Origin of the sequence: Bacillus sp. SIMBA_031 (assembly GCF_046535225.1) — a bacterium.
GTDB lineage: Bacteria > Bacillota > Bacilli > Bacillales > Bacillaceae > Bacillus > Bacillus velezensis.
The window spans coordinates 12,432-38,856 of sequence record NZ_JAWRXC010000005.1 but is presented as its reverse complement, the minus strand read 5'-3'; the positions used below and the strand labels follow the sequence as shown (position 1 = coordinate 38,856).

26 protein-coding genes and 1 pseudogene are annotated in these 26,425 nt (G+C 46.5%); 8 read left to right on the top strand and 19 right to left on the bottom strand.

Translation table 11 applies throughout. The annotated features are described in order from the left end of the window. The first annotated feature begins 57 nt into the window (after positions 1-57). Entirely contained in the window at positions 58-1,461 is a 1,404-nt protein-coding gene (locus tag SB724_RS14200) for an amino acid permease (protein WP_410571624.1), read from the top strand. 40 nt (positions 1,462-1,501) lie between these two features. Here SB724_RS14200 and SB724_RS14195 read toward each other — a convergent pair whose 3' ends face one another. Then, entirely contained in the window at positions 1,502-2,569 is a 1,068-nt protein-coding gene (locus SB724_RS14195) for a branched-chain amino acid aminotransferase (RefSeq protein WP_130571659.1), read from the bottom strand. Between the two features lie 369 nt (positions 2,570-2,938). Here SB724_RS14195 and gltP point away from each other — a divergent pair, with 369 nt between their 5' ends. Continuing rightward, the gene (gene gltP / locus SB724_RS14190; RefSeq protein ID WP_110124493.1) at positions 2,939-4,189 is read left to right on the top strand and encodes a glutamate-aspartate/proton symporter GltP; all 1,251 of its coding nucleotides are present in this window, start codon (positions 2,939-2,941) and stop codon (positions 4,187-4,189) included. 36 nt (positions 4,190-4,225) lie between these two features. Here the strand turns inward: gltP and trhO are convergent, their stop codons facing one another. The 9 genes from trhO to SB724_RS14145 form a co-directional block, all read right to left on the bottom strand. Continuing rightward, on the bottom strand, positions 4,226-5,194 hold the full coding sequence (gene trhO / locus SB724_RS14185; protein ID WP_007609165.1) for an oxygen-dependent tRNA uridine(34) hydroxylase TrhO: 969 nt from the start codon (positions 5,192-5,194) through the stop codon (positions 4,226-4,228). Positions 5,195-5,298: 104 nt separating this feature from the next. Further along, positions 5,299-5,574, bottom strand: coding sequence for a hypothetical protein (locus tag SB724_RS14180; RefSeq protein ID WP_265973264.1), 276 nt, complete (start codon positions 5,572-5,574; stop codon positions 5,299-5,301). 42 nt (positions 5,575-5,616) lie between these two features. Continuing rightward, positions 5,617-6,432, bottom strand: a complete 816-nt coding sequence (locus tag SB724_RS14175) for a phosphatidylserine decarboxylase (protein ID WP_265973262.1) — start codon at positions 6,430-6,432, stop codon at positions 5,617-5,619. Continuing rightward, entirely contained in the window at positions 6,425-6,913 is a 489-nt protein-coding gene (locus SB724_RS14170; protein WP_003156711.1) for a DedA family protein, read from the bottom strand. The genes SB724_RS14175 and SB724_RS14170 overlap by 8 nt, the downstream gene beginning before the upstream one ends. Then, complete coding sequence (gene pssA / locus SB724_RS14165; RefSeq protein WP_007409002.1) at positions 6,904-7,437, bottom strand: CDP-diacylglycerol--serine O-phosphatidyltransferase; 534 nt, start codon at positions 7,435-7,437, stop codon at positions 6,904-6,906. Before pssA ends, SB724_RS14170 begins: the two co-directional genes overlap by 10 nt. Positions 7,438-7,914: 477 nt before the next feature. Beyond that, complete coding sequence (gene purT / locus SB724_RS14160; RefSeq protein WP_410571620.1) at positions 7,915-9,069, bottom strand: phosphoribosylglycinamide formyltransferase 2; 1,155 nt, start codon at positions 9,067-9,069, stop codon at positions 7,915-7,917. A gap of 81 nt (positions 9,070-9,150) precedes the next feature. Next, positions 9,151-10,221 carry an iron-containing alcohol dehydrogenase family protein gene (locus SB724_RS14155; protein ID WP_410571618.1) on the bottom strand — a complete coding sequence of 357 codons (1,071 nt, stop codon included), beginning with the start codon at positions 10,219-10,221 and terminating at the stop codon, positions 9,151-9,153. Positions 10,222-10,292: 71 nt separating this feature from the next. Beyond that, the gene (locus SB724_RS14150; protein WP_045206559.1) at positions 10,293-10,763 is read right to left on the bottom strand and encodes a helix-turn-helix transcriptional regulator; all 471 of its coding nucleotides are present in this window, start codon (positions 10,761-10,763) and stop codon (positions 10,293-10,295) included. A 278-nt stretch (positions 10,764-11,041) separates the two neighbouring features. Continuing rightward, positions 11,042-11,485, bottom strand: coding sequence for a hypothetical protein (locus SB724_RS14145; protein ID WP_410571616.1), 444 nt, complete (start codon positions 11,483-11,485; stop codon positions 11,042-11,044). A 374-nt stretch (positions 11,486-11,859) separates the two neighbouring features. Here SB724_RS14145 and SB724_RS14140 point away from each other — a divergent pair, with 374 nt between their 5' ends. The 3 genes from SB724_RS14140 to hpaB all read left to right on the top strand — a co-directional run bounded on the left by SB724_RS14140 (position 11,860) and on the right by hpaB (position 16,128). After that, positions 11,860-14,034, top strand: coding sequence for a glycoside hydrolase domain-containing protein (locus SB724_RS14140; protein ID WP_342019379.1), 2,175 nt, complete (start codon positions 11,860-11,862; stop codon positions 14,032-14,034). Between the two features lie 72 nt (positions 14,035-14,106). Beyond that, positions 14,107-14,532, top strand: a complete 426-nt coding sequence (locus tag SB724_RS14135) for a hypothetical protein (RefSeq protein ID WP_410571613.1) — start codon at positions 14,107-14,109, stop codon at positions 14,530-14,532. A gap of 150 nt (positions 14,533-14,682) precedes the next feature. Beyond that, complete coding sequence (gene hpaB, locus SB724_RS14130) at positions 14,683-16,128, top strand: 4-hydroxyphenylacetate 3-monooxygenase, oxygenase component (protein ID WP_038456832.1); 1,446 nt, start codon at positions 14,683-14,685, stop codon at positions 16,126-16,128. A 55-nt stretch (positions 16,129-16,183) separates the two neighbouring features. Here the strand turns inward: hpaB and SB724_RS14125 are convergent, their stop codons facing one another. After that, on the bottom strand, positions 16,184-16,426 hold the full coding sequence (locus tag SB724_RS14125; RefSeq protein ID WP_007408994.1) for a DUF2651 family protein: 243 nt from the start codon (positions 16,424-16,426) through the stop codon (positions 16,184-16,186). Between the two features lie 334 nt (positions 16,427-16,760). Here SB724_RS14125 and glpT point away from each other — a divergent pair, with 334 nt between their 5' ends. Then, a complete protein-coding gene (gene glpT / locus SB724_RS14120) occupies positions 16,761-18,095 on the top strand; it encodes a glycerol-3-phosphate transporter (protein ID WP_003156725.1) in 1,335 nt (444 codons plus the stop codon). A 95-nt stretch (positions 18,096-18,190) separates the two neighbouring features. Beyond that, positions 18,191-19,078, top strand: a complete 888-nt coding sequence (locus SB724_RS14115) for a glycerophosphodiester phosphodiesterase (RefSeq protein WP_410571611.1) — start codon at positions 18,191-18,193, stop codon at positions 19,076-19,078. Between the two features lie 94 nt (positions 19,079-19,172). Here the strand turns inward: SB724_RS14115 and aimA are convergent, their stop codons facing one another. Continuing rightward, positions 19,173-20,792, bottom strand: a complete 1,620-nt coding sequence (gene aimA / locus SB724_RS14110) for a glutamate/serine transporter AimA (RefSeq protein WP_265973254.1) — start codon at positions 20,790-20,792, stop codon at positions 19,173-19,175. A gap of 185 nt (positions 20,793-20,977) precedes the next feature. Between aimA and SB724_RS14105 the strand changes: the two genes are divergently transcribed. Continuing rightward, positions 20,978-21,238 carry a hypothetical protein gene (locus SB724_RS14105; protein WP_003156732.1) on the top strand — a complete coding sequence of 87 codons (261 nt, stop codon included), beginning with the start codon at positions 20,978-20,980 and terminating at the stop codon, positions 21,236-21,238. Positions 21,239-21,283: 45 nt separating this feature from the next. Here SB724_RS14105 and SB724_RS14100 read toward each other — a convergent pair whose 3' ends face one another. The 7 genes and pseudogenes from SB724_RS14100 to SB724_RS14070 form a co-directional block, all read right to left on the bottom strand. Continuing rightward, positions 21,284-21,982, bottom strand: coding sequence for a YqeB family protein (locus SB724_RS14100; protein ID WP_140957167.1), 699 nt, complete (start codon positions 21,980-21,982; stop codon positions 21,284-21,286). Between the two features lie 109 nt (positions 21,983-22,091). After that, positions 22,092-22,340 carry a sigma-G-dependent sporulation-specific acid-soluble spore protein CsgA gene (locus SB724_RS14095; RefSeq protein ID WP_029974790.1) on the bottom strand — a complete coding sequence of 83 codons (249 nt, stop codon included), beginning with the start codon at positions 22,338-22,340 and terminating at the stop codon, positions 22,092-22,094. 80 nt (positions 22,341-22,420) lie between these two features. Then, positions 22,421-22,897 (bottom strand): DUF4879 domain-containing protein, encoded by a 477-nt coding sequence (locus SB724_RS14090; protein ID WP_044802685.1) that lies wholly within the window; start codon positions 22,895-22,897, stop codon positions 22,421-22,423. Between the two features lie 213 nt (positions 22,898-23,110). Next, positions 23,111-23,323: pseudogene (locus SB724_RS14085) on the bottom strand (sensor histidine kinase); the annotation flags it as partial. Positions 23,324-23,333: 10 nt separating this feature from the next. Beyond that, positions 23,334-24,047 (bottom strand): YjjG family noncanonical pyrimidine nucleotidase, encoded by a 714-nt coding sequence (locus SB724_RS14080; RefSeq protein ID WP_410571608.1) that lies wholly within the window; start codon positions 24,045-24,047, stop codon positions 23,334-23,336. 92 nt (positions 24,048-24,139) lie between these two features. After that, positions 24,140-25,525: an amino acid permease gene (locus SB724_RS14075; RefSeq protein ID WP_410571606.1), complete on the bottom strand. Its 1,386-nt coding sequence runs from the start codon at positions 25,523-25,525 to the stop codon at positions 24,140-24,142. A 425-nt stretch (positions 25,526-25,950) separates the two neighbouring features. Then, positions 25,951-26,382, bottom strand: coding sequence for a MarR family winged helix-turn-helix transcriptional regulator (locus tag SB724_RS14070; protein WP_003156749.1), 432 nt, complete (start codon positions 26,380-26,382; stop codon positions 25,951-25,953). Positions 26,383-26,425 lie beyond the last annotated feature (43 nt).

Genomic DNA, 26,425 nt, shown 5'->3' with positions numbered 1-26,425 from the left:
CCGTTCGCCGGCATGAGATTTTTTATTAGGACGGCCCTCGCAGAAAGTTGGAAAACAATGAACAACAAGAACGAGACGAATTTTCAGAGAAGTATGAAAAGCAGACACCTCTTTATGCTATCACTCGGAGGTGTGATCGGAACGGGGCTGTTTTTAAGCTCTGGGTATACCATTCATCAGGCGGGTCCGGCGGGCACCATTTTCGCTTACCTTTTGGGAGCGGGCATTGTCTATCTTGTCATGCTTTGCCTCGGTGAACTGTCAGTGGCCATGCCGGTGACGGGCGCATTCCACACCTATGCGAAGACCTATATCGGGCCGGCGACAGGCTTTACGGTCGCATGGCTGTACTGGCTGACGTGGGCGGTGGCGCTGGGCTCTGAATTCACGGCGGCCGGGCTTTTCATGCAGCGTTGGTTCCCGCATACTTCGGTTTGGATGTGGAGTGCGGTATTCGCTCTTCTCATCTTTTTATTAAACGCCTTCTCCGTGAAATTTTTTGCTGAATCGGAGTTTTGGTTCTCAAGCATTAAAGTCTTAGCCATCTTACTGTTTATTTTATTGGGCGGAGCGGCGATGTTCGGCATCGTCCCGATGAAAAGCGGTGAGGCCGCACCTATGCTGTCGAACTTTACGGATGGCGGCAGCCTTTTTCCAAATGGCTTTTTCCCGATACTGATGACGATGCTTTCAGTAAACTTTGCTTTTTCAGGGACGGAATTGATCGGAATCGCCGCAGGAGAAAGCGCCGATCCGGAAAAAACCGTTCCGCGCGCCATTAAGACCACAGTCTGGCGGCTGGCGCTTTTCTTTATCGGAACGATTTTTGTGCTGTCAGGGATGATCTCCATCAAGGAAGCCGGTGTGATTGAAAGCCCGTTTGTCACGGTATTTGACAGAGTCGGCGTGCCTTATGCGGCCGATCTGATGAATTTCGTCATTTTAACGGCGCTTCTGTCTGCGGCCAATTCAGGGCTGTACGCGTCATCACGTATGCTGTGGTCCCTGTCTAAAGAAGGGGAGCTTCATCCCGCCTTTGCCAGGCTGACCTCTAAAGGCATTCCTTTTAACGCTCTGATCTTCAGTATGATCGGCGGCATTCTGTCGTTGTTGTCAAGCGTATTTGCAGCGGATACAGTCTATCTTGTTCTCGTCTCCGTCTCAGGATTTGCGGTAGTGGCTGTGTGGATGAGCATCGCCGCATCGCAATTTTTGTTCCGAAGACGGTTTCTTACAGACGGGCACCAGCTTTCAGACTTGAAATACAGGACACCGGGATATCCGGCCGTACCGATAGCGGCCTTTCTCCTGTGCCTCGCCTCCTGTATCGGCATCGCTTTTGATCCGAACCAGGCCATCGCCCTTTATTGCGGGATTGCATTTATGGCCGTTTGCTACAGCGCTTATTACTTGAAAAACCGGAAAAGCAGAGCCCGCGTGCAAGCCGTAAAATCCCAATAACCGAAAAAAGAACCCTGCAGCGCAAGGGTTCTTTTTTCATTTATACTTCAACCACCCATCTGAACGAATCCCGCACCTTCCCGACTTGGATGCCGGCAATCGTTTCATAGAGCCTTTCTGACACTTCACCGATCAAACCGTTATTCAGTTCAATTGTTTCTCCGTGAATGTGCAGCGCGCCGACCGGCGAGATGACGGCCGCGGTTCCCGTACCGAATACCTCTGACACCTCGCCTCTCATCGCAGCCTCATAGATGTCATCAATGGCGACCTGTTCTTCCCTGACACGGATGCCCCAGCTTTTTAACAGCTCTATCACAGATGCGCGTGTGATGCCCCCGAGAATGCTTCCGTTTAATGCCGGCGTTACGGCCTCTCCGTTTATGATGAAAAAGATATTCATACTCCCTACCTCTTCGGCATATTTCTTTTCCACCCCGTCGAGCCAAAGCACCTGATCATACCCCAGTTCTTCGGCTTTCCGCTGAGCCTGTAAGCTAGCCGCATAATTTCCGGACGTTTTGACGTCGCCCACTCCGCCGGTGACGGCACGCACATACTCATCCTCCACATAAATACGGATCGGTTTCAGCTGATCGCCGTAGTACGAACCGACAGGCGTCAGAACAACCATGAACTTGTAACGCTTTGAAGGCCGGACGCCTAAAGAAGGCTCAGTCGCAATTACAAACGGACGGATATATAAAGAGGTTCCTTTTTCTATCGGTATCCATTCCTGCTCCAGCTCCACCAATTGTATCAATGCTTCCAGCGCCAGCTTCTCGTCAAGAGGCGGCATGCTCATCCGCCGTAACGATTTATTCAGCCGTTTTATATTTTGGTCAGGACGGAACATCAACACCCGTCCGTCTTCTGACCTGTAAGCCTTCAGCCCTTCAAATACGGCCTGCCCGTAATGGAAAACCGATGCGGAAGGATCCAGATGGACCGGTTCATAAGGTGTGATTCTCGGATCATGCCACCCTGTCTCCTCTTCGTAATCCATGACAAACATGTAATCTGTGAAGTACTTGCCAAATCCCAATGAAGCGGAATCCGGTTTTTCTTTTCTTGCTGTGACCTTACGTCTTTCAATCAGTTGATTCAACAAAAGCACACCTTTCTTCTAATTGTTTAAATTTTCAGTCTTTTATAAGCTGCCTGTTTTCTCTGCCTGAATCGTGTATGCACAGATATATGAGGATGCAGTTGACCGTATCATATCAAATATACCACTTATAAGAAAATAATTATCAAAATTTTTGATATTTTCAAGCGAAATTCTAACTTTATTTTATTCTCCTTCATTTTTTTCAATGAGGACTTTCTGTCATAATAAATGATTGCGCTTACATAATGTAAAACAATCCTTTCTATCGCACAGTCAATAATGTGACAAATTTATGGCGGATAGGAAGGTGGTTGCCGCCTGCTTCACGAATTACGTATGAAATGCGCAAGTAAAAGGGGGATTCGCTTGAAAAAATTTATCGCATTCCAGATTTTGATCGCTTTAGCTATCGGAGCATTGATCGGCCATTTCTTCCCGGATTTCGGGATGGCGCTGCGGCCCGTCGGAGACGGATTTATCCGCCTGATTAAAATGATTGTCGTGCCGATCGTGTTTTCAACCATTGTCATCGGAGCCGCCGGCAGCGGCAGTATGAAAAAAATGGGCAGTCTCGGCATCAAAACGATTATTTGGTTCGAAGTGATTACGACGCTTGTTCTGGCGCTCGGTCTGTTATTGGCGAACGTGCTGAAGCCGGGAGTCGGACTTAACCTTTCTCATCTTGCTAAAAAAGACATTCACGAGCTTTCCGGCTATACGGAAAAAGTAGTCGACCTGAAACAAATGCTTCTTGATATTATCCCCGTTAATATCATTGACGTTATGGCGAAAAACGATCTTCTCGCCGTCATTTTTTTCGCGATTTTATTCGGTGTTGCCGCAGCCGGCATCGGCAAAGCCTCCGCACCTGTCATGAGTTTCTTCGAATCCACGGCAAATATTATGTTCAAGCTGACGCAGATGGTGATGGTCACCGCTCCGATCGGCGTTCTCGCCCTTATGGCCGCCTCCGTCGGGCAATTCGGAATCGCGCTTTTGCTTCCGATGCTGAAGCTGATCGGCACTGTGTTCCTCGGGCTGTTCCTGATACTCTTCGTTCTGTTTCCGATCGTGGGGCTTATCTTTAAAATCAAGTACTTTGAAGTGCTGAAAATGATTTGGGATCTGTTTTTGATCGCTTTCTCCACGACAAGCACAGAAACCATTCTGCCTCAGCTGATGGATCGGATGGAGAAATACGGCTGTCCGAAGCGGGTCGTCTCCTTTGTGGTTCCGTCAGGTTTATCGCTGAACTGTGACGGCTCAAGCCTCTATTTATCGGTGTCCTGTATTTTTCTGGCGCAGGCGTTTCATGTGGAGATGCCGCTTTCTCAGCAGCTTCTGATGATGCTTGTGCTCGTCATGACAAGCAAAGGCATTGCCGCCGTCCCGTCAGGCTCCCTCGTCGTGCTTCTGGCGACAGCCAATGCCGTCGGTCTCCCCGCGGAAGGTGTCGCCATCATTGCCGGTGTCGACCGCGTCATGGACATGGCGAGAACCGGCGTCAACGTGCCCGGCCATGCGGTCGCCTGCATCGTCGTGTCCAAGTGGGAAAAAGCATTTAAATATAAAGGACCCGTCACGGCAGACCAGACTGCCCGGACAGAAAGTATATAAACACAAAAAAGACCACCTCATTGGTGGTCTTTTCTATTAATCAATCGCCGCATGATCCTCTTTTTCAATCAAAGCAAGGCGTTCATTGATTTCTTCCTGAGTCATTTCGTGCTCTTTCACATACATGTTGCGTTCGTTCGTACGGCATTCGTGACTGCAGCTGCGCATGTATTTGTATTCATTCTCAGGTGTGCAGATCATTTTTTTATTACATGCCGGATTTGCGCAGTTCACATAACGCTCGCACGGCTCGCCCGTGAAATAATCTTTTCCGATGATAACGTGCTCTACGCGGTTGACCGGTACGCTGATTCTTTCGTCAAACACGTAGCACTGTCCGTCCCACAGCTGCCCTTTCACTTCAGGATCTTTACCGTAAGTGACGATACCGCCGTCAAGCTGGGACACGTCTTCAAAGCCCTTCTTCAGCAGCCAGCCGGAAAATTTTTCACAGCGTACGCCGCCTGTGCAGTACGTGAGAATTTTTTTACCTTCAAGCATGTCTTTGTGCTCTTCAATCCAGTCCGGCAGCTCACGGAACGCCTCAATATCAGGTCTGACCGCTCCGCGGAAATGACCGAGGTCATACTCATAGTCGTTTCTGGCGTCGATCACGATCGTGTCAGGATCCTGCATTTGCTCATAAAAGTCTTTCGGTTTCAAATGCTTGCCCGTCGTGACATTCGGATCAACATCATCTTCGAGACGAAGCGTCACCAATTCTTTTTTATGGCGCACAAACATTTTGCGGAATGCATGTCCGTCAGCCTCGTCAATTTTGATCGGCATGTCAGCAAAGCGCGGATCAGCTTTCAGCGCATTCATGTATTGTTCCGTCTGTTCAACCGTTCCGGACACCGTACCGTTAATGCCTTCCTCAGAAATCAAAATACGGCCTAACAGACCGAGCTCCTTACAAAACTTCAAATGCTGAGCCGTGAACTCTTCAGGCTCATCAATCTTTACATATTTATAATAAAGTAAAACTCTATATTGTTTTTCCATGATTTATACACCCTGTTCAATTAAATTAATGATCGCACACTCTACTATATCATACAGGAAAACGGGCGAAAGATGAACATTTCCGTCCGGACTCTTTCTTCCAGTCACGCTTCGCCTTTTAAAACCTGCTGAAAATAAAACCGATACGTGTTGCGCAAAAAGGTCTCAAGCGAAAGGCCGGCCGAGGTCTGATACTTGCCGATAATAAACGGAAAACGGTCACGGCCTTTTGCCCGCAGAAGATCGGCGCTGTCTTCAGCCAGTTCTGAGATGAGCTCCTCAACGACAGGCCGGCATGCGTCCCGCACGGCTTCAAGAATTTGCTGATCCCCTGTATGCTGGTACTGCTCTATCAGCTTTGCCAAATCCTTTTCTTTCATAATGTTCACTTCCTTACACCATATAAAAAAGAGGAGCAGCTTTTATAAAGCGGACGCCTCCTCCTGTGACTCCGCATAACCGATGATCTGACCGACCTGTAATTCACGGCCTTCAGTCAGGTTATCCGAAGGGGTAAACATATCTTTCTCGAATACTAAAATAACGGTCGATCCAAATGAAAAATAGCCCAGCTCTTCCCCCGTCTCAAGCCTGTTTCCGGTGTTTGTCTGAACGATCGAGTTAATATTCATCGCACCTACCGGAATCATCAGCATCTGCTGGTCAGCACGGGTCAGCTCGTACACATAACGGTAATTTTTTGAGAGCACATCTTTCCCGTACTTCAATCCCATCGTATTAACGGGATAGGAGCGTTTCCCCAACTCGGCCAGCTTCTGATACGTGCAGCTGACGGGAGAATGGAAGCGGTGGTAATGTCTCGGGCTCAGATAAAGCACGGCAAAACGGCCGCCGTTGTATTTGTGATCGGCGTTTTTAAACCCCGTCAGTTCAGCAAACGAATAATCCTTCCCTTTTACCATGAAGGTTTGATTCGGATTAATCATGCCCACCGTCTGAACGACGCCGTCCACAGGACTGACGATGGCGTTCTTCTCTTTTGCCACGGGGCGGAGATTCAAATTAATATCACGAATGAAAAATGACGCCAGTGAATCAAAGTCAGAAGCCGTACGTTCCGTTTCATTCCAGTTGATGCGATAGTGTTTGGAAAACAGCGGAATCATCGGCTTGCTCAGTTTCGATTCACAGAAGTTTTTAATGAGATAAGACGTCAATCGATTATTAGTCAGTTCAATCAATGAACGGTAAAGAACTTTAGCGGCAGTATTAAACATTGATTACTCCTATGAATTTTCCTATAGTAATAAAAATAAAACACCATAAAAACGCTCCGATGGCGGCGAAGCATAAGTAGGTTTTGAATTCCATTCTGCCGATTCCGGAAAAGTAGCAGGTCACGTGTCTGATGCCAGGGATGAAATAACCTAAAATAATGGTGTACGGCCCGTACTTCTTCATCCACCTGTCTACTTTCTCCATCCTCTTTTCCTTCAGGCCGACCCATTTTCCGAACTTATTAATAAACGGCCGGCCGGCTTTTCTGCCGATGAAGTAGCTGATAATCATCCCAAGGAGCGCTCCGATAAAGCTGATCAGAATGGAGAGCCCGTAATTCAGCACGTTTAAATGAGCGAAGTAGCCCACAAGCGTCATCATGACTTCATCCGGAATTGGCAATCCGATAATACCAAGTGTCAGCATAAGAAAAATCGCGATATATCCGTAATCGGATATTAATTGCTGAACTAATTCCATCTTCTGCTCTCCAGGTTTTCAGGCGCCTGTTTTTTAAAGTGCGGAAATTTAATGTTGCTGACCATTAAATAACCGAGCGCGATCGTTCCCGCCCCCAGAAGAAAAGCGTTATTGATAAAGCTCAAAATGACAAGACACATACCCGCAAACGGAATCGGCATCCCGATAAACGTCGGCAGCTTGCTTTGTTCAATATTAAATCTGGAAAGACGGATCATCCCGCAGATACTGTAGGAAAGCGCGATTAAAATTCCGATGAACGGAATCGTATATAGTGAAACACTGTAAGCTAGCATGGACGGCGCTACGCCGAACGTCACGAGATCCGCAAAAGAGTCAAGCTCCCTTCCCATCTCCGATACCGCGTTCAGCTTACGGGCGGCCAAACCGTCAAAGAAATCAAGAAACATCCCGGTGAAAATAAAGATCACCGCAGAGTGTATATTATGATACAAAAGGGAATGAATCGATAAGAGCCCGCAAATGAAATTTCCAATTGTAATCATACTAGGTATATAATTCACAGTTTACACAAACCTCCAATTAAAACCATATCAAATCGGACTGCGTATGCATAAAGACCCCATTTTACGGAAACATAAAATGAAATACTTTCAATGCTATCATTCAAATTCTTTTATTATACAGCATTTGGTGTTATTTGAACAATCTAATCTGGTGATTTTTGTTTTTTCGCCGTTCATATTAAGGTAAGCAATCATGGTTTCCTCTATTCCGGATTACCCTGCTTAAATATTCCATGCTGCGATCCGGATTGTCCGTTCTTGATGAATGAAAAGCCGTATGATGTATTGTTATTTCCTTCTCCGTGAAATGAGAACATTACATATAACGATTGCGGACATAAAAAGTTTCAAGAATTAAAAAGCCGGCACAAAACGGCCTCATACATTATCTCACAACCCCGTTTTCCAGTATATAGTCTGTCCAAACAAAAAAGGCGCCTTACCATTACGGTAAAAACGCCTTTTAAGATCATTTTATGTAATTGATAAATGACTGAGTGCTTCGGCCGCTCTTTCTCTGGCCTCTTCAACGGTCTCAGCTGCAGAAAGCGCAACCGCCATACGGCGTCCTACTTTCGTGACGGGTTTACCGAATACGCGGACCTGAGTGCTTTTTACCGCCAAAGCCTTTTCCAAACCTTCAACCGCATAATCAGCAAGCTCTTTTGGCGCCTTCAGCGGACGGCTTGCCCCCGGCGACAGCTGAGTGATTTCCGGAATCGGGAATCCCAATACCGCGCGGACATGCAGCGCAAACTCTGACAAATTTTGCGTCACAAGCGTAACGAGCCCTGTATCATGCGGACGGGGAGACACCTCGCTGAAATATACTTTATCTTCAGTAAGGAAAAGCTCCACCCCGAACAAACCGTATCCGCCGAGCTCGTCCGTTATGCTTTTCGCAATGTGTTTCGCCTCTTTGATCTGCTGTTCCGTCATATGATGAGGCTGCCATGATTCAATATAGTCACCGTCTTTTTGTTCATGTCCGATCGGCGCGCAAAAGGACGTACCGTTCGCCGCGCGCACTGTCAGAAGAGTGATTTCTGATTCAAACGGAATGAATTCCTCAACGATGACCCGGCCGTTTTTCACTCGGCCGCCTTCCATCGCCATGTCCCAGCAGCTTTTCAGCCCGGAAGCCGAGCGGCACACGCTTTGTCCTTTTCCGGAAGAGCTCATCAGCGGTTTTACCACGCACGGAAAGCCGATTGTTTCCGCCGCTTCTTTAAATTCTTCATATGTATTCGCGAATTCATAGCCGGCAGTCGGAAGATGAAGCGTCTCTGCCGCAAGCCGTCTGATGCCTTCACGGTCCATCGTCAGCTTTGCCGCACGCGCATTCGGAATGACGTGAAAACCTTCTTCCTCAAGCTTCAGCAGCTCAACCGTCGCAATGGCTTCCACTTCCGGCACGATCAAGTCCGGTTTTTCTTTCTCAATGACTTCTCTGACCTGCGCTTTATCAAGCATATCAATCACATAGCTTTTGTGCGCGGCCTGCATGGCGGGAGCATGCTCATAGCTGTCAACGGCTACAGTGACAACCCCGAGCCGCTGCGCTTCAATGACGACTTCTTTCCCCAGCTCGCCTGATCCTAATAACAACATCTTCTTCGCCTGATACATGTCCTTTGGCCCCTCCCTTTCTATCCCCCACTCATTATAACGGAAATATTCAAAAAATAAAGACAAGATAGATGACAAGCTCTATCCTGTCTTTTGCGCTGATTCGAGCGATTCAATCGCAGCTGACACGTCCTTCTCGCGATATTGTCCCATTAAACATAACGATTCTTCCGCCCGGCAGGCGTGAGAAGCAATACGGCGCTTGGCTTCCTCATGATTGTCAAGGATGCCGAGATCACAGAGACTGACGGGGAAACCGAGCCGGCGGTAAAACGGAAGCAGCTCTTCAATCTCAGGTCTCCGATTCTCAAGCGCGAGCTGCACCAATATGCCGTAAGCAACCTTCTGGCCATGCAGCACCTGATGTGTCTCCTGAAGAAAACTGAGTCCGTTGTGGACCGCATGCGCCCCTGCCATCCTGCACAAACGGCCGCCATACCCGCCGACCGTTCCCGCAAGCATAATGATCGTTTCCGCCGTATGGATAAACGGCACGGACAGCTCGCCTTTCTCCATGCTTCCGACGGCCGCTTCACTGTAACGCAATAACAGATTACGGATATATTCCGCCTGTCTCAGCCCCGCCTGCGCCATCAGCGGCGCCGCCTCCTCCGTATTTCTGATGACCGCCTCGGCCTCATACCATTTCGCCAGCGTATCACCGATCCCGCTTTTCATATATTCAATGGGAGAGGAAAGCAAAAACAGCGGATCAACAAGCGTCAAATAGCTTGAACGCTTATGATAATCAACTCTGATAAAATTGCCGCTCTCATCATATATGACACTCAATGGTGTACTTGCCGCACACGTCCCCGCAATGGAAGGAACCATCACAGCTTCTATATCAAGCCGGTCTGCCGCCGCTTTTGCCAAATCTAAAATCGTGCCGCCTCCGATACCGATGATCACATCCGCTTCTTCCGCCTGCTCACAGACCTTACACACCGCCTCAGGTGAACAGTATCCTTTATGCTGAATCACATCCCAGGAAGAACCGCCGCCGTAATCGGAGAACGCCTGATAGGATTTGATTCCGGTCACAATAACGGGTTTTCTGAATGTCTCCAGCAGCCCCGGAAGTTCTTTTGCGATTCCTTCCTTGCATATGTACTGATTCGGGCCGCTTCGGACGATATCTTCAGGCTTCATTCGAATCTCTCCTTTGGTTGGAATTTATATATATTTTCCCACTTGTCAGAAAATACATCAACCGGAGGTGCTCAGCGCTTCGCTTCTTCCGCCTCCAAAAACAGCTCATCAAGCCGCTCCAAAGCCTCTGCCTTTTCAAAACTGCTGAACCACAGATCATCATAGGAATCAAGGATGCGGTAATGGTGGGAAATCAAATGCTGCTGCAAGCGGAACTCGCCTTTTTTCTCGATAGTTTTCCACCACACCTTGCCGCCCATCGTCTTCCCCTTCGGCCTGTCAATTGTGCGGTGAGCAACCGCTTCAATGACCTCCAGCGGATCATCTCCTAATACGGATTGCAGTGTTTCACTTGATCTGAAAAGCGCGCAAACCGCCACAACGTGCGGCCATTCCGCAAGCGCCCGCCCTTTCTCAATCTGCACCAGCGACTTTTTAGAAAGGCCGATCACATCCGCCATTTTCTCCTGTGTGTAGCCTCTCTCCGACCGGATTTTCTTCAGCTGGACTGAGACAAGCTCAGTCATATAATCTTGATCCATCTCAACCTCCATATTTATCAATATAGCCATTTTACACCGGGGCACGCCTTTTTTATATCAGAACATTTTCAAACGAATCAAAAGAATCGGTAAAAAAGAACCCGGGATTGGCTTATCATTGAAGCGATGTACCTTTACGCATAATCCAGAATGATGCGGTGAAATACAAACGTAAGCCCGAAGAGACAGGTGCGGGCTCCCTGGCGGTTGAGCTCCGGAGAAAATAAAAAGCTGCCGCAGCAGCAGCAGCTAAAACTTTATAGACCGGAAAATCAGCATTATGAAGCGAATACAATCCATCTTGCACTATAATTGACACGTTTTTTCGAACCCTGATTGACCAATTTAAATCTGTATGAATCTCCTTTTTTCAACGAAGGTGTTTCAAAATAAGTCGTTCCATTTTTCTTTGCATTGGCGGTTTTGATTGTTTTCCAGGCACCTTTGCCGTTGACTTGCTTTTGGACGTATATTTTATACGTACCCTTCCCTTTACTGTTGGATTTAACAGATACGGCTCTCAAGCTGTACTTTTTTGTCGTTTTAGTGAATTTAGGATGATATGTATTGATCACATAGTTAGTGAAATACCCGCTTTTATAAGTATGAAGCCAGTCTTTAGCCTCTGCTTTTTGCGGAGAAGAAAAACCCATAAAACTAATTCCGCTGATTAAAAGAGTAAAAATAATGATGAGCGACTTAAAAATCTTTTTGCTTTTCATCGAGAAAATCCTTCCTTCCTGTAACTATTTACCCTATTTATGTTAATGACAATATAGCCAATCATAAATCCGTCCAACTAACCATTTTGACTGCAGGAAGAGATGTGAACAGCCCTTAAAACGACTATATGACTACTACTTATGATTCTTGTTATTTTTGATTAAGTGATAAAGTTACTTTAAACCGCTATTCATTTGTTGTTTTTGTATCAATTGTCATAGCGAGGTCTTTTCCTATCAATGCCTCTCTTTCGGCGTTTGTGCTGCGGCTGTATGATGGGGCTCTCCTTGGATAAACCTCTGCACCCATGACAAACTGTCATACGTTTGCCACCTATGAATGAACGCACACTACACCTAATGGAGGGATTGCAATGGACGAAATGGTCCTGGAAACACAACAATGGCTGAATGAGACGTACAAGGGCAGACACGGGTACAACAAAGTGCCGGAAAACGGAAAAACGGGCTGGGATACCATTTACGGTCTGACACGGGCGCTTCAAATTGAGCTTGGTATTTCAGAACCTGCCGATAACTTCGGACCGACGACACAAAGATTGTTTAAACCGTTGAAAAAGCAGGCTCCCGATTCTAAGCCGACAAACATGAATTACATTCTGCAAGGGGCGCTGTGGTGTAAAGGTTTTAACCCCGGCGGATTTTCAGGCGTTTTCTATGAAAATACCGAAAACGCTGTAAAAGAGTTTCAAAAAGCGGCCGGGCTCACTAAGCAAGACGGCATCGTCACGGCACTCATTATGAAGGCCTTGCTGGATATGAGCGCTTTTCGGTTAGTAGCGGGAGGCGACAAAAAAATCCGCCAAATCCAGCAGAACCTGAACCGGGATTACAATGACTACATCGGCTTGATGCCTTGTGACGGCTTATATGCCCGCGATACAAACAAGGCTCTCATTTATGCCCTGCAAAAAGAAGAAGGCATGAGCACAAGCGTCGCCAATGGATTTTTCGGGAACGGAACGACCAGCTTATGCCCTACCTTGACTCCCGGCGACTCACGGACAGGCTTTGTTTTGATTGTTCAATACGCGCTTTACTGTAATGGGAAATCATTTGACCCCGGTGAATTCGACGGAAAATACGGCGTCGGCGTTGTATCGGCAGTGAAAGCTTTCCAAAAGTTTATGTGCCTGCCGCAGACTGGTTATGCGGACATGCCGACGATTAAAGCTTTATTATCAAGCTCAGGCGACACAACACGGGCTGCTTCAGCTTGTGACACCGCTGCCATTTTGACGGCAGATACGGCCAAAACTTTACGTGAGAATGGCTATAAAATCGTGGGAAGATATCTGACCGGAAATGTGCGGACAAGCAGCGGACTGACATCGAAAGCATTAACGTCAAAAGAACTCTCCACTATTTTCAATGCCGGCTTAAGCGTGTTTCCGATTTATCAGGACGGCGGCTATGAATCTTCTTATTTTGTAAAAGACCAAGGAACGAGAGATGCGTACAGCGCTGCATCAGCCGCCCGAAGATTAGGCTTTCCGTCAGGAACGACCATTTACTTTGCCGTCGATTTCGATGCGTATGATTATGAAGTCACGGATAAAATCATCCCTTACTTCCAAGAAATCAAGTCAGCTTTTATGAAAATGCAGGCGTTCTCTACTGCGCCGAAATATGAAATCGGGGTATACGGACCGAGAAACATTTGTATCCGGACGTCAGAAGCAGGTCTGACCAAATATAGTTTTACGGCTAACATGTCGACCGGATTCAGCGGCAACCTCGGATACCCGATGCCGAAAAACTGGGCTTTTGATCAATTTTATGAAGGAACGATCGGAAGCGGAGCGGGAAAAGTCGCCATTGACAAAGACGGATACTCCGGAAAAGACTCAGGTGTAAGCAGCGTCCATCCGCCTTCTGATCCTGTGTATGATGCAAGACTGCGCACACTGACGGACATTTTAACAACCATTCCTGCTTTAGAAAATATATCGAATCTTGCGAATGCCATGTTTGAATTCGACAAGACAGAAACCATTTATGCATCACCTGAAATGGATATTCTTTTATCTACTTCACTTTTGGCAACAGTGCCAAGCGAAGGTTCTCCCAACACAGTTACCATTACAAATGGCAAACCGGGAGCTTATATTACCGGTCTGATGGGAGATTCACAAGTCTCTTTTACAGCATCACAAATTGATTCCTATCAAAACCTGCTTAACAGTCTGAGCTTGTCAGTCCGCAACGGTTATTTAGAAGTGTATGTCAATCCGGCTGCGGGATCGCTGAATATTCAATTTAAAATTTATACACCTGATATTCCGGTCGGTGACAGTGCTACAACTGGACTAACAACTACCATTACATTTAAAATAAAACAAAAGAGTTTCAGGTTGCCGGATTCCGAAGAGGTGTACTCCCCGGATTGGGATTCTGTCGTGAATACCATGGCTATTGCAGGCGCAGGAATTATTGTTATTGTAGGGATCGGTGCTTTAGTCGTTTTAGCACCTGAATTAGGAGGAGCTGCAGCCTTGTTCAGCACGGTTTTATCACTATTTCTATAATTGAACAGGCAGCTCCTTGCTCCAGGAATGCTCAATGAGTATTCTTGGAGTTATTTCTAAAGGAGGATTCGCATGAAGATTGATATGCAGACATACAAGGAAACCGTTCAAAAAATAGAAACCGATTTGATTCCGCGAAGTCAAAATGACGAAGAACTGCTTACATACTTAATGAAACAAGATTCGCTCACACTGAATCAAATGAAAATGTGTTTCACTGAACCGCCCCTCACCTTCCGACATACTGTCAAAATCGTATATACAGTCACATTCATCACGTTATATATCTTTTTTTTCAGCACTCATTTTAATGAATTGATTGAAATGGCTCTGCAAATGGTTTTCGGCCTGGCCGGCCTTGTTTGGATTATTGCTGTATTTCCGTTTTCAAGAAAAATCCAAGTGTCTGACCGTTTCAGACAAAAATCTGAAAACACCCGTATCACCGGAATGATAGACTTCGTCCTCGAACAACGATACAGAGACATGATCAGTTAAAAACCCCTCTGCTTAAGGGGTTTTTTTATTATGCAAACCCTTCACCCCCCTTATCAGAAAAGGCTCTTCCCCTTTGGAAATAACCGGAACACCCAATTTCGTTTTCAATATAATGAGGTAGTGGATCTGCAAAGAAAGAAGGGCGACATGATGGGTATCATTAATGGCAAAATGTTCATTGACCGATTAAATCAGCTTGGAAATGAGATTTGGCTTGATGGTGAAAAGATCGAGGGACAGATTTCTGAACATCCCGCATTTAAGGGCCTTCTGGAAACGAAGCGCTCTCTTTATGATTTGCAAACGAAACCGGACATGAAAGATCAAATGACTTACAGTCTTCCCGGTAAAAAAGAACGGGCCGGGCTTTCATACCTGCAGCCGAAAACGAAAGATGACGTAAAAAGAAGAAGAAACATGTTCGAGCTTTGGGCCAGGCAGACGCATGGAATGATGGGTCGAAGCCCAGATTATATGAATACCGTGCTGATGAGCTTCGCCTCCTCCGCCGCGCTTTTGAAAGACCGCGAGCATTGTTTTCCGGAACATGTTCAAGCGCTGTATGAACGCGCTGCTGCACAGGATCTTTCTTTTACGCACACGTTTATCACCCCTCAGGTGAATCGTTCACAAATGGGTGTAAACGTATCGCCAACACCTATCTCGGCAAAAGTCGTCGATAAAAATGAAAAAGGCCTCATCATACACGGCGCCCGGATTTTAGCCACACAAGGCGGCCTGACGGATGAAGTGCTCGTGGTTTCTCTGCCTAAAATGTATTTTGAATCGGATGAAGCGTTCGCTTTTTCAATCCCTTCCAATACAAAAGGAGTAAAATTCATCTGCAGGGAATCTTTCGTACTCGGAAAATCAGCGTTTGATTATCCGCTCAGCTCAAGATATGAAGAAATGGATTCTATCGTTGTATTTGATCACGTTTTAGTCCCTTGGGAACGCGTATTTTTTTATAATAATTACGAGGCGGCTTTTGATTTTAATATGAAAAGCTCTTTTAACGCCTTCGCATTTCATCAAGTTATCACGAGACAAATTGTAAAGACGGAGTTTCTCCTGGGCCTCGCCCAAACGCTTGTCGAAGCGATAGATGTGGGCGAATATCAGCATATTCAGGCTAAGATGGCTGAAATCATCACCGGTCTGGAAACGATGAAAGCCCTTTTGGAAAAGTCGGAGAATGATGCGGAAACAGATGAATGGGGTTATATGCGTCCGAGTGTCACTCCGCTTCGTGTGGTCAGCGCGATTTTTCCCGACATCTACCCGCGCTTCACGGAAATCATTCAGCTGATCGGGGCAAGCGGAATGGTGACTTTGCCGACTGAAAAAGCGTTCCGTTCTGACATCAGAGGAGACCTTGACCAATATTTGCAGGCGGCCGAATTGAACGCTGAGGACCGGGTAAAAGTGTTCCGCCTCGCATGGGATTTGACCATGAGCCCCTTTGGAACAAGACAGACACAATATGAGCGGTACTTCTTCGGTGATCCCGTCCGCTTAACCAGCCATCTGTACAGAAGCTACCCGAAAGAAGAACAGACCGCGGTCATCAAGGAATTCCTGCACATTCATAAATAAAACAAAGCAGAGAGCACATCTCTGCTTTTGATAGCTGGATCGGCTGCCGCCGATCCTATTTTTTATTTTGGCTGATCACCACCATCGTAATATGCGATAACGCGAAAGAGACGAGCGTGTACACGACGGCCCACCCGATAAACGAGAAATTCAATACGGTAAAGGTGCATATAAGGCAAACGGCCAAAGCGGCAGCCGGCATAATGAACGCGTTTTTAAACAAATATGTTCCGGCGACTGACAAGATGATGATACAAAGCGGCAGAACACCGAACGCAAAATCCAATTCATCAATCAACAGATGCACTCCCTTCGCTTTTCTTAGTTCGGCCTAACACATCTTATGCCTGAGTACAAAATCGAGTACTTCAAATCTTTCGCTCTCCGGCTGATATTCCCTCCGGTTATTTATTCAAAAAAATGAAAACTTTCCTTAAAGCGTTTACATTCACGTCAGACTGTGATAATTTAAGAAAGCGCTATCATACACAAGTTAATGATTTTTGGATGGAGATGAGGAGAACCAGGAAACCCCGCCCTTTCACAAGGGTGATTTCTGGTTCTTTTTGTCATTTTCAAGGAAAGGAGTCATACATACATCATGATAGACGTTCAGCAAAGGGGAGGATATGATGTTTCAATTGTTTAAGCCCGCTCCGCATATTGAGAGATTGGATGATTCAAAGACGGATGCGGCCTATAAACGGCTCAGGCTGCAAGTATTTTTGGGGATTTTCATCGGGTATGCCGGGTATTATTTGCTTCGCAAAAACTTTGCCTTCGCTATTCCTTATTTTCAGGAACAAGGGTTTTCAAAAGGGGAACTTGGCTTGGTGCTTGCGGCCGTATCAATCGCTTACGGCTTCAGTAAATTTATTATGGGGATGGTGTCTGACCGCTGCAACCCGAGGTATTTCCTTGCGACAGGTCTGTTTTTGTCAGGTGTCGTAAACATTTTATTTGTTTCCATGCCGTGGGTCACGTCAAGCGTGACGATTATGTTCATTTTTATGTTTATTAACGGATGGTTTCAAGGAATGGGCTGGCCGCCTTGCGGACGGACGATGGCTCATTGGTTTTCCATCAGTGAACGCGGCACGAAAATGTCGATATGGAATGTCGCCCATAACATAGGCGGAGGTATTCTCGCCCCGCTCGTGACTCTCGGCATCGCCATGTTTGTTACTTGGAAAAGCGTATTTTTCTTTCCGGCGATTATCGCCATCGTTATTTCATTTGTGATTGTTCTTCTCGTTCGGGACACGCCGCAATCCTGCGGGCTTCCGCCGATTGAAGAATACCGGAATGACTATCCGAAACATGCGTTCAAAGACCAGGAAAAAGAGATGACGACCAAAGAAATTCTTTTCAAATACGTGCTGAATAATAAATTTCTGTGGTATATCGCATTTGCCAATGTCTTTGTTTACTTCGTGCGGTACGGTGTCGTTGACTGGGCGCCGACTTATTTGACGGAAGCGAAAGGATTCTCTCCTGAAGACTCCAGGTGGTCTTATTTCCTTTATGAATATGCGGGAATTCCGGGAACGATTTTGTGCGGCTGGATCAGCGATCGTTTTTTCAAAAGCCGCCGCGCGCCGGCAGGCGTACTGTTCATGGCCGGCGTATTTATCGCTGTATTGGTCTACTGGCTTAACCCTGCCGGTCATCCGCTCATCGATAATATCGCGCTGATCAGCATCGGCTTCTTAATCTATGGACCTGTCATGCTGATCGGGCTTCAGGCCATTGACCTTGCGCCTAAAAAAGCGGCGGGAACGGCAGCCGGCTTAACCGGGTTTTTCGGCTACATCGGAGGCTCTGCTTTCGCCAACGCCATCATGGGTTATGTCGTAGACCGCTTTGACTGGAACGGCGGCTTTATCATGCTTATCTCCTCATGCGTGCTGTCCATCGTCTTCTTGGCTATGACGTGGAATACGGGCAAGCGGGCGGAGCATGTGTAAGAAAACAACATAAAAGATTAATATTTTTGCAGTACAGCATTTACAACGATTTTCTACACTAGAGACAGATATTGATTTTTAAGGGGGAAGAAAACATGCGGAAACATAAGTTGTTTGCTTTGGTATTGCTTTCACTCGGTTTATTGTCATTCATCGTCACGCCTGTATCGGCAGCGGGAAAAGGAAACCTCTTGTCTCCTGACAGAATTTTGACCATTGCCCATCGCGGTGCTTCGGGGTATGTCCCGGAGCACACGATCCTTTCTTATGAAACTGCGCAAAAAATGAAGGCTGACTATATTGAGCTGGATTTACAAATGACAAAAGACGGCAAGCTGATCGTCATGCATGATGAAAAACTGGACCGCACCACAAACGGACAAGGCTGGGTGAAGGATCATACATTAGCCGAGATTCAAAAGCTCGACGCTGGCTCTTGGTTCAATAAGGCCTATCCGGAAAAAGCAAAACCGCAATACGCCGGACTTCGCGTTCCCACACTTGATGACGTGTTAAAACGGTTCGGCAGACATGCAAACTATTATATTGAAACAAAGGCGCCCGAAACATATCCGGGTATGGAAGAAAAACTGATCGCTTCACTGAAAAAATACAAATTGGCAGGCAAGCATGCGAAACTTGGACAAGTTATCATTCAGTCTTTCAGCAAGGACAGCCTTCTGAAAATCAAACAGCTCGATCCGAAACTTCCCGCCGTCCAATTGCTTGAAGCGGAACAGATGACGTCAATGACTGACGCAGATTTAACGGACATAAAAACATATGCCGTCGGAATCGGACCGGATTACAAAGCGCTGAACGCTCAAAATGTCCGAAACATTCGCAGCCACGGCCTTCTGCTGCACCCTTATACCGTGAACAGCGAGGCGGACATGCGCCGTCTGCTGAATTGGGGCGTAACCGGTGTGTTTACCAACTATGCGGATGTATTCCAAAAGGTTAAAAAAGATTACAAATCATAAAGGCAGCATGGGTTCGGAGATGATGCCGAACCCATGTTTTTTCGTCCGATAAAAAAACCTTGCGGGAACGTTACCGCAAGGTTTTTATCAATCACTATTCTTTTCCGGCAGCGGCTTCCGCCTGTCCGCCTTTTAATTGATCGTTGATTGCTTTGGCGTCTTTCAAATACTCAGTCTTGAAGCCGCTCTTCAGCGCCCACGCATAGAAGGCAAGGGCAACGATTGCGATCAGCCCCATATCCCAGCCGTACGGAATGATGTTCAGACCGCCGAATTTTTCACTTCCGAGCCATGAAATGACCATCATGCTGAGCAGATAGACAACCATCCAGACGCCGCCTTTAAAGTTTCTGCGGAATCCTTTCCACTTCGCTTTCGCTTGGTAGTAGAAATAAATCGGAAGGCCGATCAAAATGATAAACAGCACCTGCCCTGTTAACGGCCAGCGCGCCCAATACAGCACGAGAGACGCGAATACGAAGCCGAGCGGTGCAACCACGCTGAGGCCTTTCAGACGGAGAGGCCGGTATAAATCCCCCGCCGTCCGCCGCAGCGTCATCACCGTCACGGGACCCGTGATATAAGAAATCAGCGTCGCAACGGAAATGATTTCAGCAAGCACGCCCCATCCTCTGAATAAAAACAGAAAGATAAACGATACGATCAGATTGAAAATCATCGCTTGGCGCGGCACGCCGTACAGCGGATGAAGCTTTCCGAAAATGCTCGGCATATATTTATTTTTTTCCATGCCGTAAATCATGCGTGACGTCGTAGCGGTATATGTGATACCCGTTCCTGACGGAGATACGAACGCATCCGCATAAAGAATAATGACAAGCCAGTTGATATTCAATGCGATCGCCAAATCGGCAAATGGAGAATTAAAGTTCAGGTGACTCCAGCCGTGAACGATCATGGAAGGTTCAACCGCACCGATAAATGCGATTTGCAATAGGACGTAAATGACGGTTGCGACCAGCAGCGAACCGACAACCGCAATCGGAATCGATTTGCCGGGATTTTTTGCTTCTCCGGCCATGTTAATCGGGCTTTGAAACCCGTTAAACGCAAATACGATACCCGATGTGGCCACCGCCGTCAGCACGCTTGCCCAGCCGTTCGGCGCAATGCTTGAACCGGATGTGAAGTTTCCGCCGTGAAAACCGGTAAACAGCAGCGCTCCGATTGTCAGCCCCGGAATAATAATTTTAAAGATGGTAATCAATGAATTCGCTTTTGAAAATAAGTTAACTGTCCAATAATTCAGTAAAAAGTAAATAATCAGTAATACGGATGCGAAGCCGAGCCCCTCTCCCGTAAGAGTGCCGTTGTGAACGAGATTGCTTGTCCATTTTGCCCATTCCCAAGGCCATGAGCTCATATATTGAACAGACGCAACCGCTTCCACCGGAATAACGGAAACAATCGCAATCCAGTTTGCCCATCCTGCGATAAATCCAATAAATGATCCATGAGAATATTGAGTATATTTTACCATTCCCCCGGCTTCCGGGAACATTGAACCCAATTCACTGTAAGAAAGTGCGATAAACAAAATAACGATCATACCGATAATCCAGGAAATAATTGCGGCAGGTCCCGCAATCTGAGCCGCCCGCCACGCCCCGAATAACCAGCCGGAGCCAATCATCGACCCAAGTCCGACCATCATGAGTGCAAACGTTCCCATTCTGCGATGTAATTGATTCATAAAGTTAACACCTTTCAATTAAAATATGACTCCAGCGCTATCATGTATTTATAATATTATTCTGAAAATAGTTTTGTCAATCTTTATCGCATTAAAGCAGAAAGCCAAAATTACCCTTCAGATGTTTAAACAGCCGTTAAGCGGGAATAACTACTGCAAGCCAGAAATAGAAAGGAGTTTTTATCGTGAAACAAAAACTGCTCATTTCAGGACTTGCCGTGTCGACTGTCGGAGTGACTTCCTACCTGCTCAAAGATAAATCAAACCGCCAAAAGGTGATGAACTTTATCCGCAATATGAAAACATCGCTCTCCGGGAAGCAGGATATTGAATCATTCCCCGTCAACAAAGCAGGCAACCCGCATCCCGAAGATATTGAAGATAACAAAATGGTATCTGAAGGCTCCATGTACCCGGTTCAATATTATGATGACAAGAAGAAATAATCTGTTCCCGGGCTGCCCGGCCGTATCAAACGGCGGCAGCTTTTTTTATGCAGACGGCGTTTGATAGATCCGCCAATATTGGCGCGAGCCTTTCTCCCGCACGGTAATGCCCAGTTTGGATATTTCCGCTTTCAGCTCTTTCGCATCAGCCTTTTCCTCCTCTTTCAGCGCCTTTTCTCTCGCTTTAAAAAGGGCATTTGCCCCCGGCTCCAAATCCGGTGTGTCCGGCACCCACCGTTTGTATTCTTCTTTAAAAGGATCTTCCGTCCCCAGCCAGACATACCCATGCGCGCGAAACGCATCAGCCGCTTTTTCAACCGCCGGCTCAAGCTTCTCCCGAAAAAGCTCCTGCCCTTCAGTCCCCAATAAGACAAGATGCTTTTCATCCGTAAACACACCGGAAATGCTGTCTTTCGAGTACACGCTTTCTTCATTATATATGGTTAAGGACACCTCGCTGTCCGTCACGACCGCCGTAAGACATTCTTTAAAAACAGTCCGCGTCAGCCACATTCCCCCGATTAAGCCGATAACGGCGATGACAGCCGCAGCCTTCCATCCGTGAAAAGAAGCGATCATTTCCAGCGGCCCGATAACAGGCAGCCAATCCAATGTTACAGCCCATTTCGCAATGACCGGCAGAAACCATCCGATGACCAGCCCCAATATTGGCGGCACCAGAAAAACCAAAGCTTTTTCAACCGATGACAACTCAAGAACCGTCTGTTTTTTTATTTCGTTCATGTTTCTCCTCCGTCTGTGTTTTTCACAACTATCCATTATACAAAGGGTTGGATGATACTGTAAACTGTTTCCGAAACAATAAAAAGCCTCCCGGCCGCCGGGAGGCTTTTTAAAACAGGAGCTCATATACTTCATTCAATTCCATCGTACGCTTCTCATCCTGCTCGTTCTCAGCATATTTGATTTCCTTTTCAAGCACCTGATTCAGCGCATCCATTTCCAGATCATTTAGATCTTTCACAAACTCGCCCTCGTTTTCATAATGCTTCACCTGAAGCTTTTTATAAATCCCCCGGCACACGTCATGCTCCAAGTGGTTCGAAAGCGACTCGCGCAAATATCCGAGTGTCCTGTCCATCATGTAAGCCCTCCCTTTTCTTTAGGAATAGCTTCCCGGAAAGAGAGAAAAACTATACATGAAAGCACCGAACGGCTGTTTTAACTCTGTACCTGAATGGAGAAAAATCCGCTGCTTAACGGTGTGTACGGCCCGTTCAGCCCCGTTGCGGAGAAAGAGAACGTTCCTGAACTGACATAAGAAAGAGGAACACTGTAATATTTAATATAGCCTGTAACGATATTGCCGTTTTTCGTATATTCATCTTCCAGCGCTTTTGACGTAAGATTTGTAATATTCGTTCCGTTGTTAAACGCCTGGATCGTGTTATTGTTCGGATACCCTTGGAAATATACGGCTAAATAACCCGTTGTACCCTTCATCGGTTTTGATGCGCTGATTTGGTTCGGCCCGATATTTTCCCATTGGTAACTCTGACCGTCAGACGTCACACCGATAATACGGATTTGTGTTAAAGCAGGAGCCGGCGCCGCAGACGCTGATGGAGCCCACAACCCGCTCACAAGCAACAAAACAGCAACGGCCGCCGCGAATAGCGTAACGAGTCTCTTTTTCATGTTTCTTCCCCCTCTTATTCTTTTCGTAGAATCCTATACTATTTTACACGATTTACAAGGAAAAAGATTACATTTTATAAAAGAGTCCGGAACACTTTGTGAACTAGATATGAAACGCTCTTGAAACGCCGTTGATCATGAGAAAGATGCCGCAGATTCTTAACACGACTCTCGAACTTCTGTCATCTTTACCGAACCGAGCTTGCCGACTCTGATAACGTTGCTCAGGAGAAAAGAGCCTTGATATACAGCCGGCCTTCTCTTCATATACAGCGGCCGCAGGCAGTCATTAGCCGTCAGCATAATCACGAGCACAGACAAAAAAACCTTCAGCTCCCCCCGGCCGGGAGGGAGCTGAAGAATCGCATGAAAGATTGATAGTAATGCAAAACCCCTGATCAGTAACTTCGTATGTGCAATCTTCATCGTATTCTCCTTACAAATGAGCGGCGGCTTTTCGCTCCACGTTCAGCACATCATACAGCTCATCAAGCGAATGAATCTCGTATGTCGGGATGATTCCGGACTCATTTGCTTTCTTTCCGGGATTAAACCAGCACGTATCCATTCCCGCCATCTGGCCGCCTTTTATGTCCGCGCTCAGTGAATCGCCGATAATAAGTCCGCCCTCGGCAGAAAAACCGGGAATTCTCGCAAACACGTAATCAAAGTATTCCTTCATCGGCTTTTGAAAACCCGTGTCCTCAGATACAAACACATCTTTAAAGAACGGATACAGACCGGAGTCGCCCAGCCGCTTATATTGTGATCTTGAGACGCCGTTCGTCACGATGTATAAATCAAATAAAGGACTCAGCCGTTCAATCAGCTCATAAGCTCCGTCTATCATCTGGTGCCCTTCTTCTAAGTATTGGCGGTACGCCTGATTCATCAGCACGCCGTCGGCTTCGAGGCCGTATTCTTTAAACAAAAGGGCAAACCGTGTATTGACCACTTCATCGCGGGTCATTTCCCCCTCTTCAAACGCTTTCCACAGCCCCTGATTTAACGCTTTATAACGGGCTTCCACCTCTGTCGTCAGGTCCAGCTTTGAACCTTGAAACAATTTTTGAAGAGCATCGGTTTCTGAAGCGGTAAAATCCAGCAGCGTATTGTCTATATCAAATAATAACGTACGGTAATGACTCATCGATGTTTCCCCCGGTTCTGCTTTTTTTAACCAGTATACCACTCGCGGACAGGCCGAAAAAGACACCCCTGTAAGAGAGGTGTCTTTTTGAATTATACAGCGTCTTCTATTTTCGATTTTTCACCAGGCACGCGCTTGCCGATACCGAACGCATAATAGCTGACCGTCACAATCGCCAGGAAAATCACCCCGACAACCAAAGATATCCGCGTATCTTTGTTAAACCACATGCCGATCAATACCATGAGTAAGAAAGTGATCGTCAAATAGTTTGTAAACGGCGCAAAAGGCATCTTAAACGGATGCTTATCAAGCTCAGCGCCCTTCGCTCTTCTGAAACCGAGATGGCTGATTAAAATGACGAACCACGGAATCATTCCCGGCAGCACACTCGCGCTGTACACATAGACAAAAATTTTCGGAGGCGCGATGTAGTTCAGCACGACACCGATCACAAGTCCGATTAATACCGCAAGCGTACCGAATATCGGCACACCGCTCGAAGAAACTTTCTTAAAGAATTTCGGGGCCTGTCCGTTCACGCCTAACGTATAAAGCATGCGTCCCGCACTGAATATCCCGCTGTTGCATCCGGACATCGCAGCGGTAATCACAACAAAGTTAATCAAACCGGCCGCCGCCGTAATCCCGACTTTCGCAAATGTCGAAACAAACGGACTGCCGAGTGAGTGAAGCTCATTCCACGGATATACGGTAACGATGACGAAAATCGCACCGATGTAGAAAATTAAAATCCGCCAAATAATACTCTGAATCGCGCTTCGCAGCGTTTTTTGCGGGTCCTTCGCTTCTCCTGCCGTAATCCCGATCAGTTCGACCCCTTGATAGGCCGCAACAACCAAAGACAAGGCAAAGAAAAATCCTGAAAAACCATTCGTAAAGAAACCGCCGTGCGACCATAAATTAGATAATCCGATCGCATGCCCTCCGTTACCGAAACCGAAGAAAATAATCCCGATTCCGGCCACGATCATCAGAATAATGGTGACGATTTTGATCATGGCAAACCAAAATTCAAACTCACCGAAAGATTTTACCGAAATTAAATTCGCCGCACCGAGAATGGCCATGGCGATAATGCCGGGAATCCATGCCGGCAGATCAGGAAACCAATATTTCATATACGAACCGACGGCGATAATTTCAGACATCCCGACGATCACCCATTGAAACCAGTTGCTCCACGCCGTCATATAGCCGGCTAACGGATGTATATACTTATGGCCGAATGTCGCAAACGACCCTGTACTCGGCTCTACATAGAGCATTTCGCCCATCGCACGCATGATAAAAAAAATAAAGATACCTGAGATCGCATAAGCCAGCAGGACAGACGGCCCTGTCCATCCGATCGTGCTGGATGACCCCATGAATAAACCGACACCGATCGTGCCGCCCAGCGCAATCATCTGTATATGACGCGCGCTTAAGCCTCTCTTTAATTCTTTGTTTGCCACTTCGCTTCCTCCTCTTAACAGCTCTGATATATGTGAAATAATGAAGCAGAAGGTGCACCTGTTGAACCTAACTCACTCTTCATTTCCCGCAATATTAGAAATATTCTATCTTTCTATTGTTATATAATCTCCAATTTCCTTATTCCATCATAATAAATTTCCGTGGAAAATACAATTGTTTTTTTCAGGTAAACACCTTACACCCTAAACCAATAGACTAAAAATAAAGCGCTTTCATTTTTATTGAATTATGAATATTGAGATAATAAATGCCGCAGCCTCCGAGAAACAGGATGTCCCTGAAGAAACATGTTCCGCCCCCTATTCAATATTATTTTTGCTAAGCAGAATGGCGTAAAGCCTTACTCTCTTCCATTCTCCCTTGTATACGCCATAATCCTGCTTAACCCGGCAAAAATCATGCATTAATCGATAAATGCCTCATTCAGCCGCAGCAAAAGCCGGCCGAACATTTCTTTTTCATCGCCTGACCAATCGTCAAGCATACGATGATACCGCTCAAGACGCATCTTTTTATCAGCTTTTAACCTCTGTTTGCCAAGCTTCGTAATCGCAAACAGACTGACCCGCCCGTCAGAAGGATCGGAAAAACGCTGGATCAGCTCTTTCGACTCCAAGGCCGCGGCCTGGCGTGACAATGTGGAAATATCCAGCTTAAAAGATTCGGCTAATTCCTTTACACGCGCCGGTCCGAATTCATCCAGCTGCCGTAATAACAAATACGCAGCCCTTTCCAGATGTCCGATTTTACGGTCGGAGTTATCCAGATAAACAGCTCTCCTGATAAAAGTGGTGAGCTCATATTCAATTAATTCAATCGGATCTTGTTTTGACAACAGCCTCACTCCTTACAATTGACAACAGCAATATTAGTTGTAT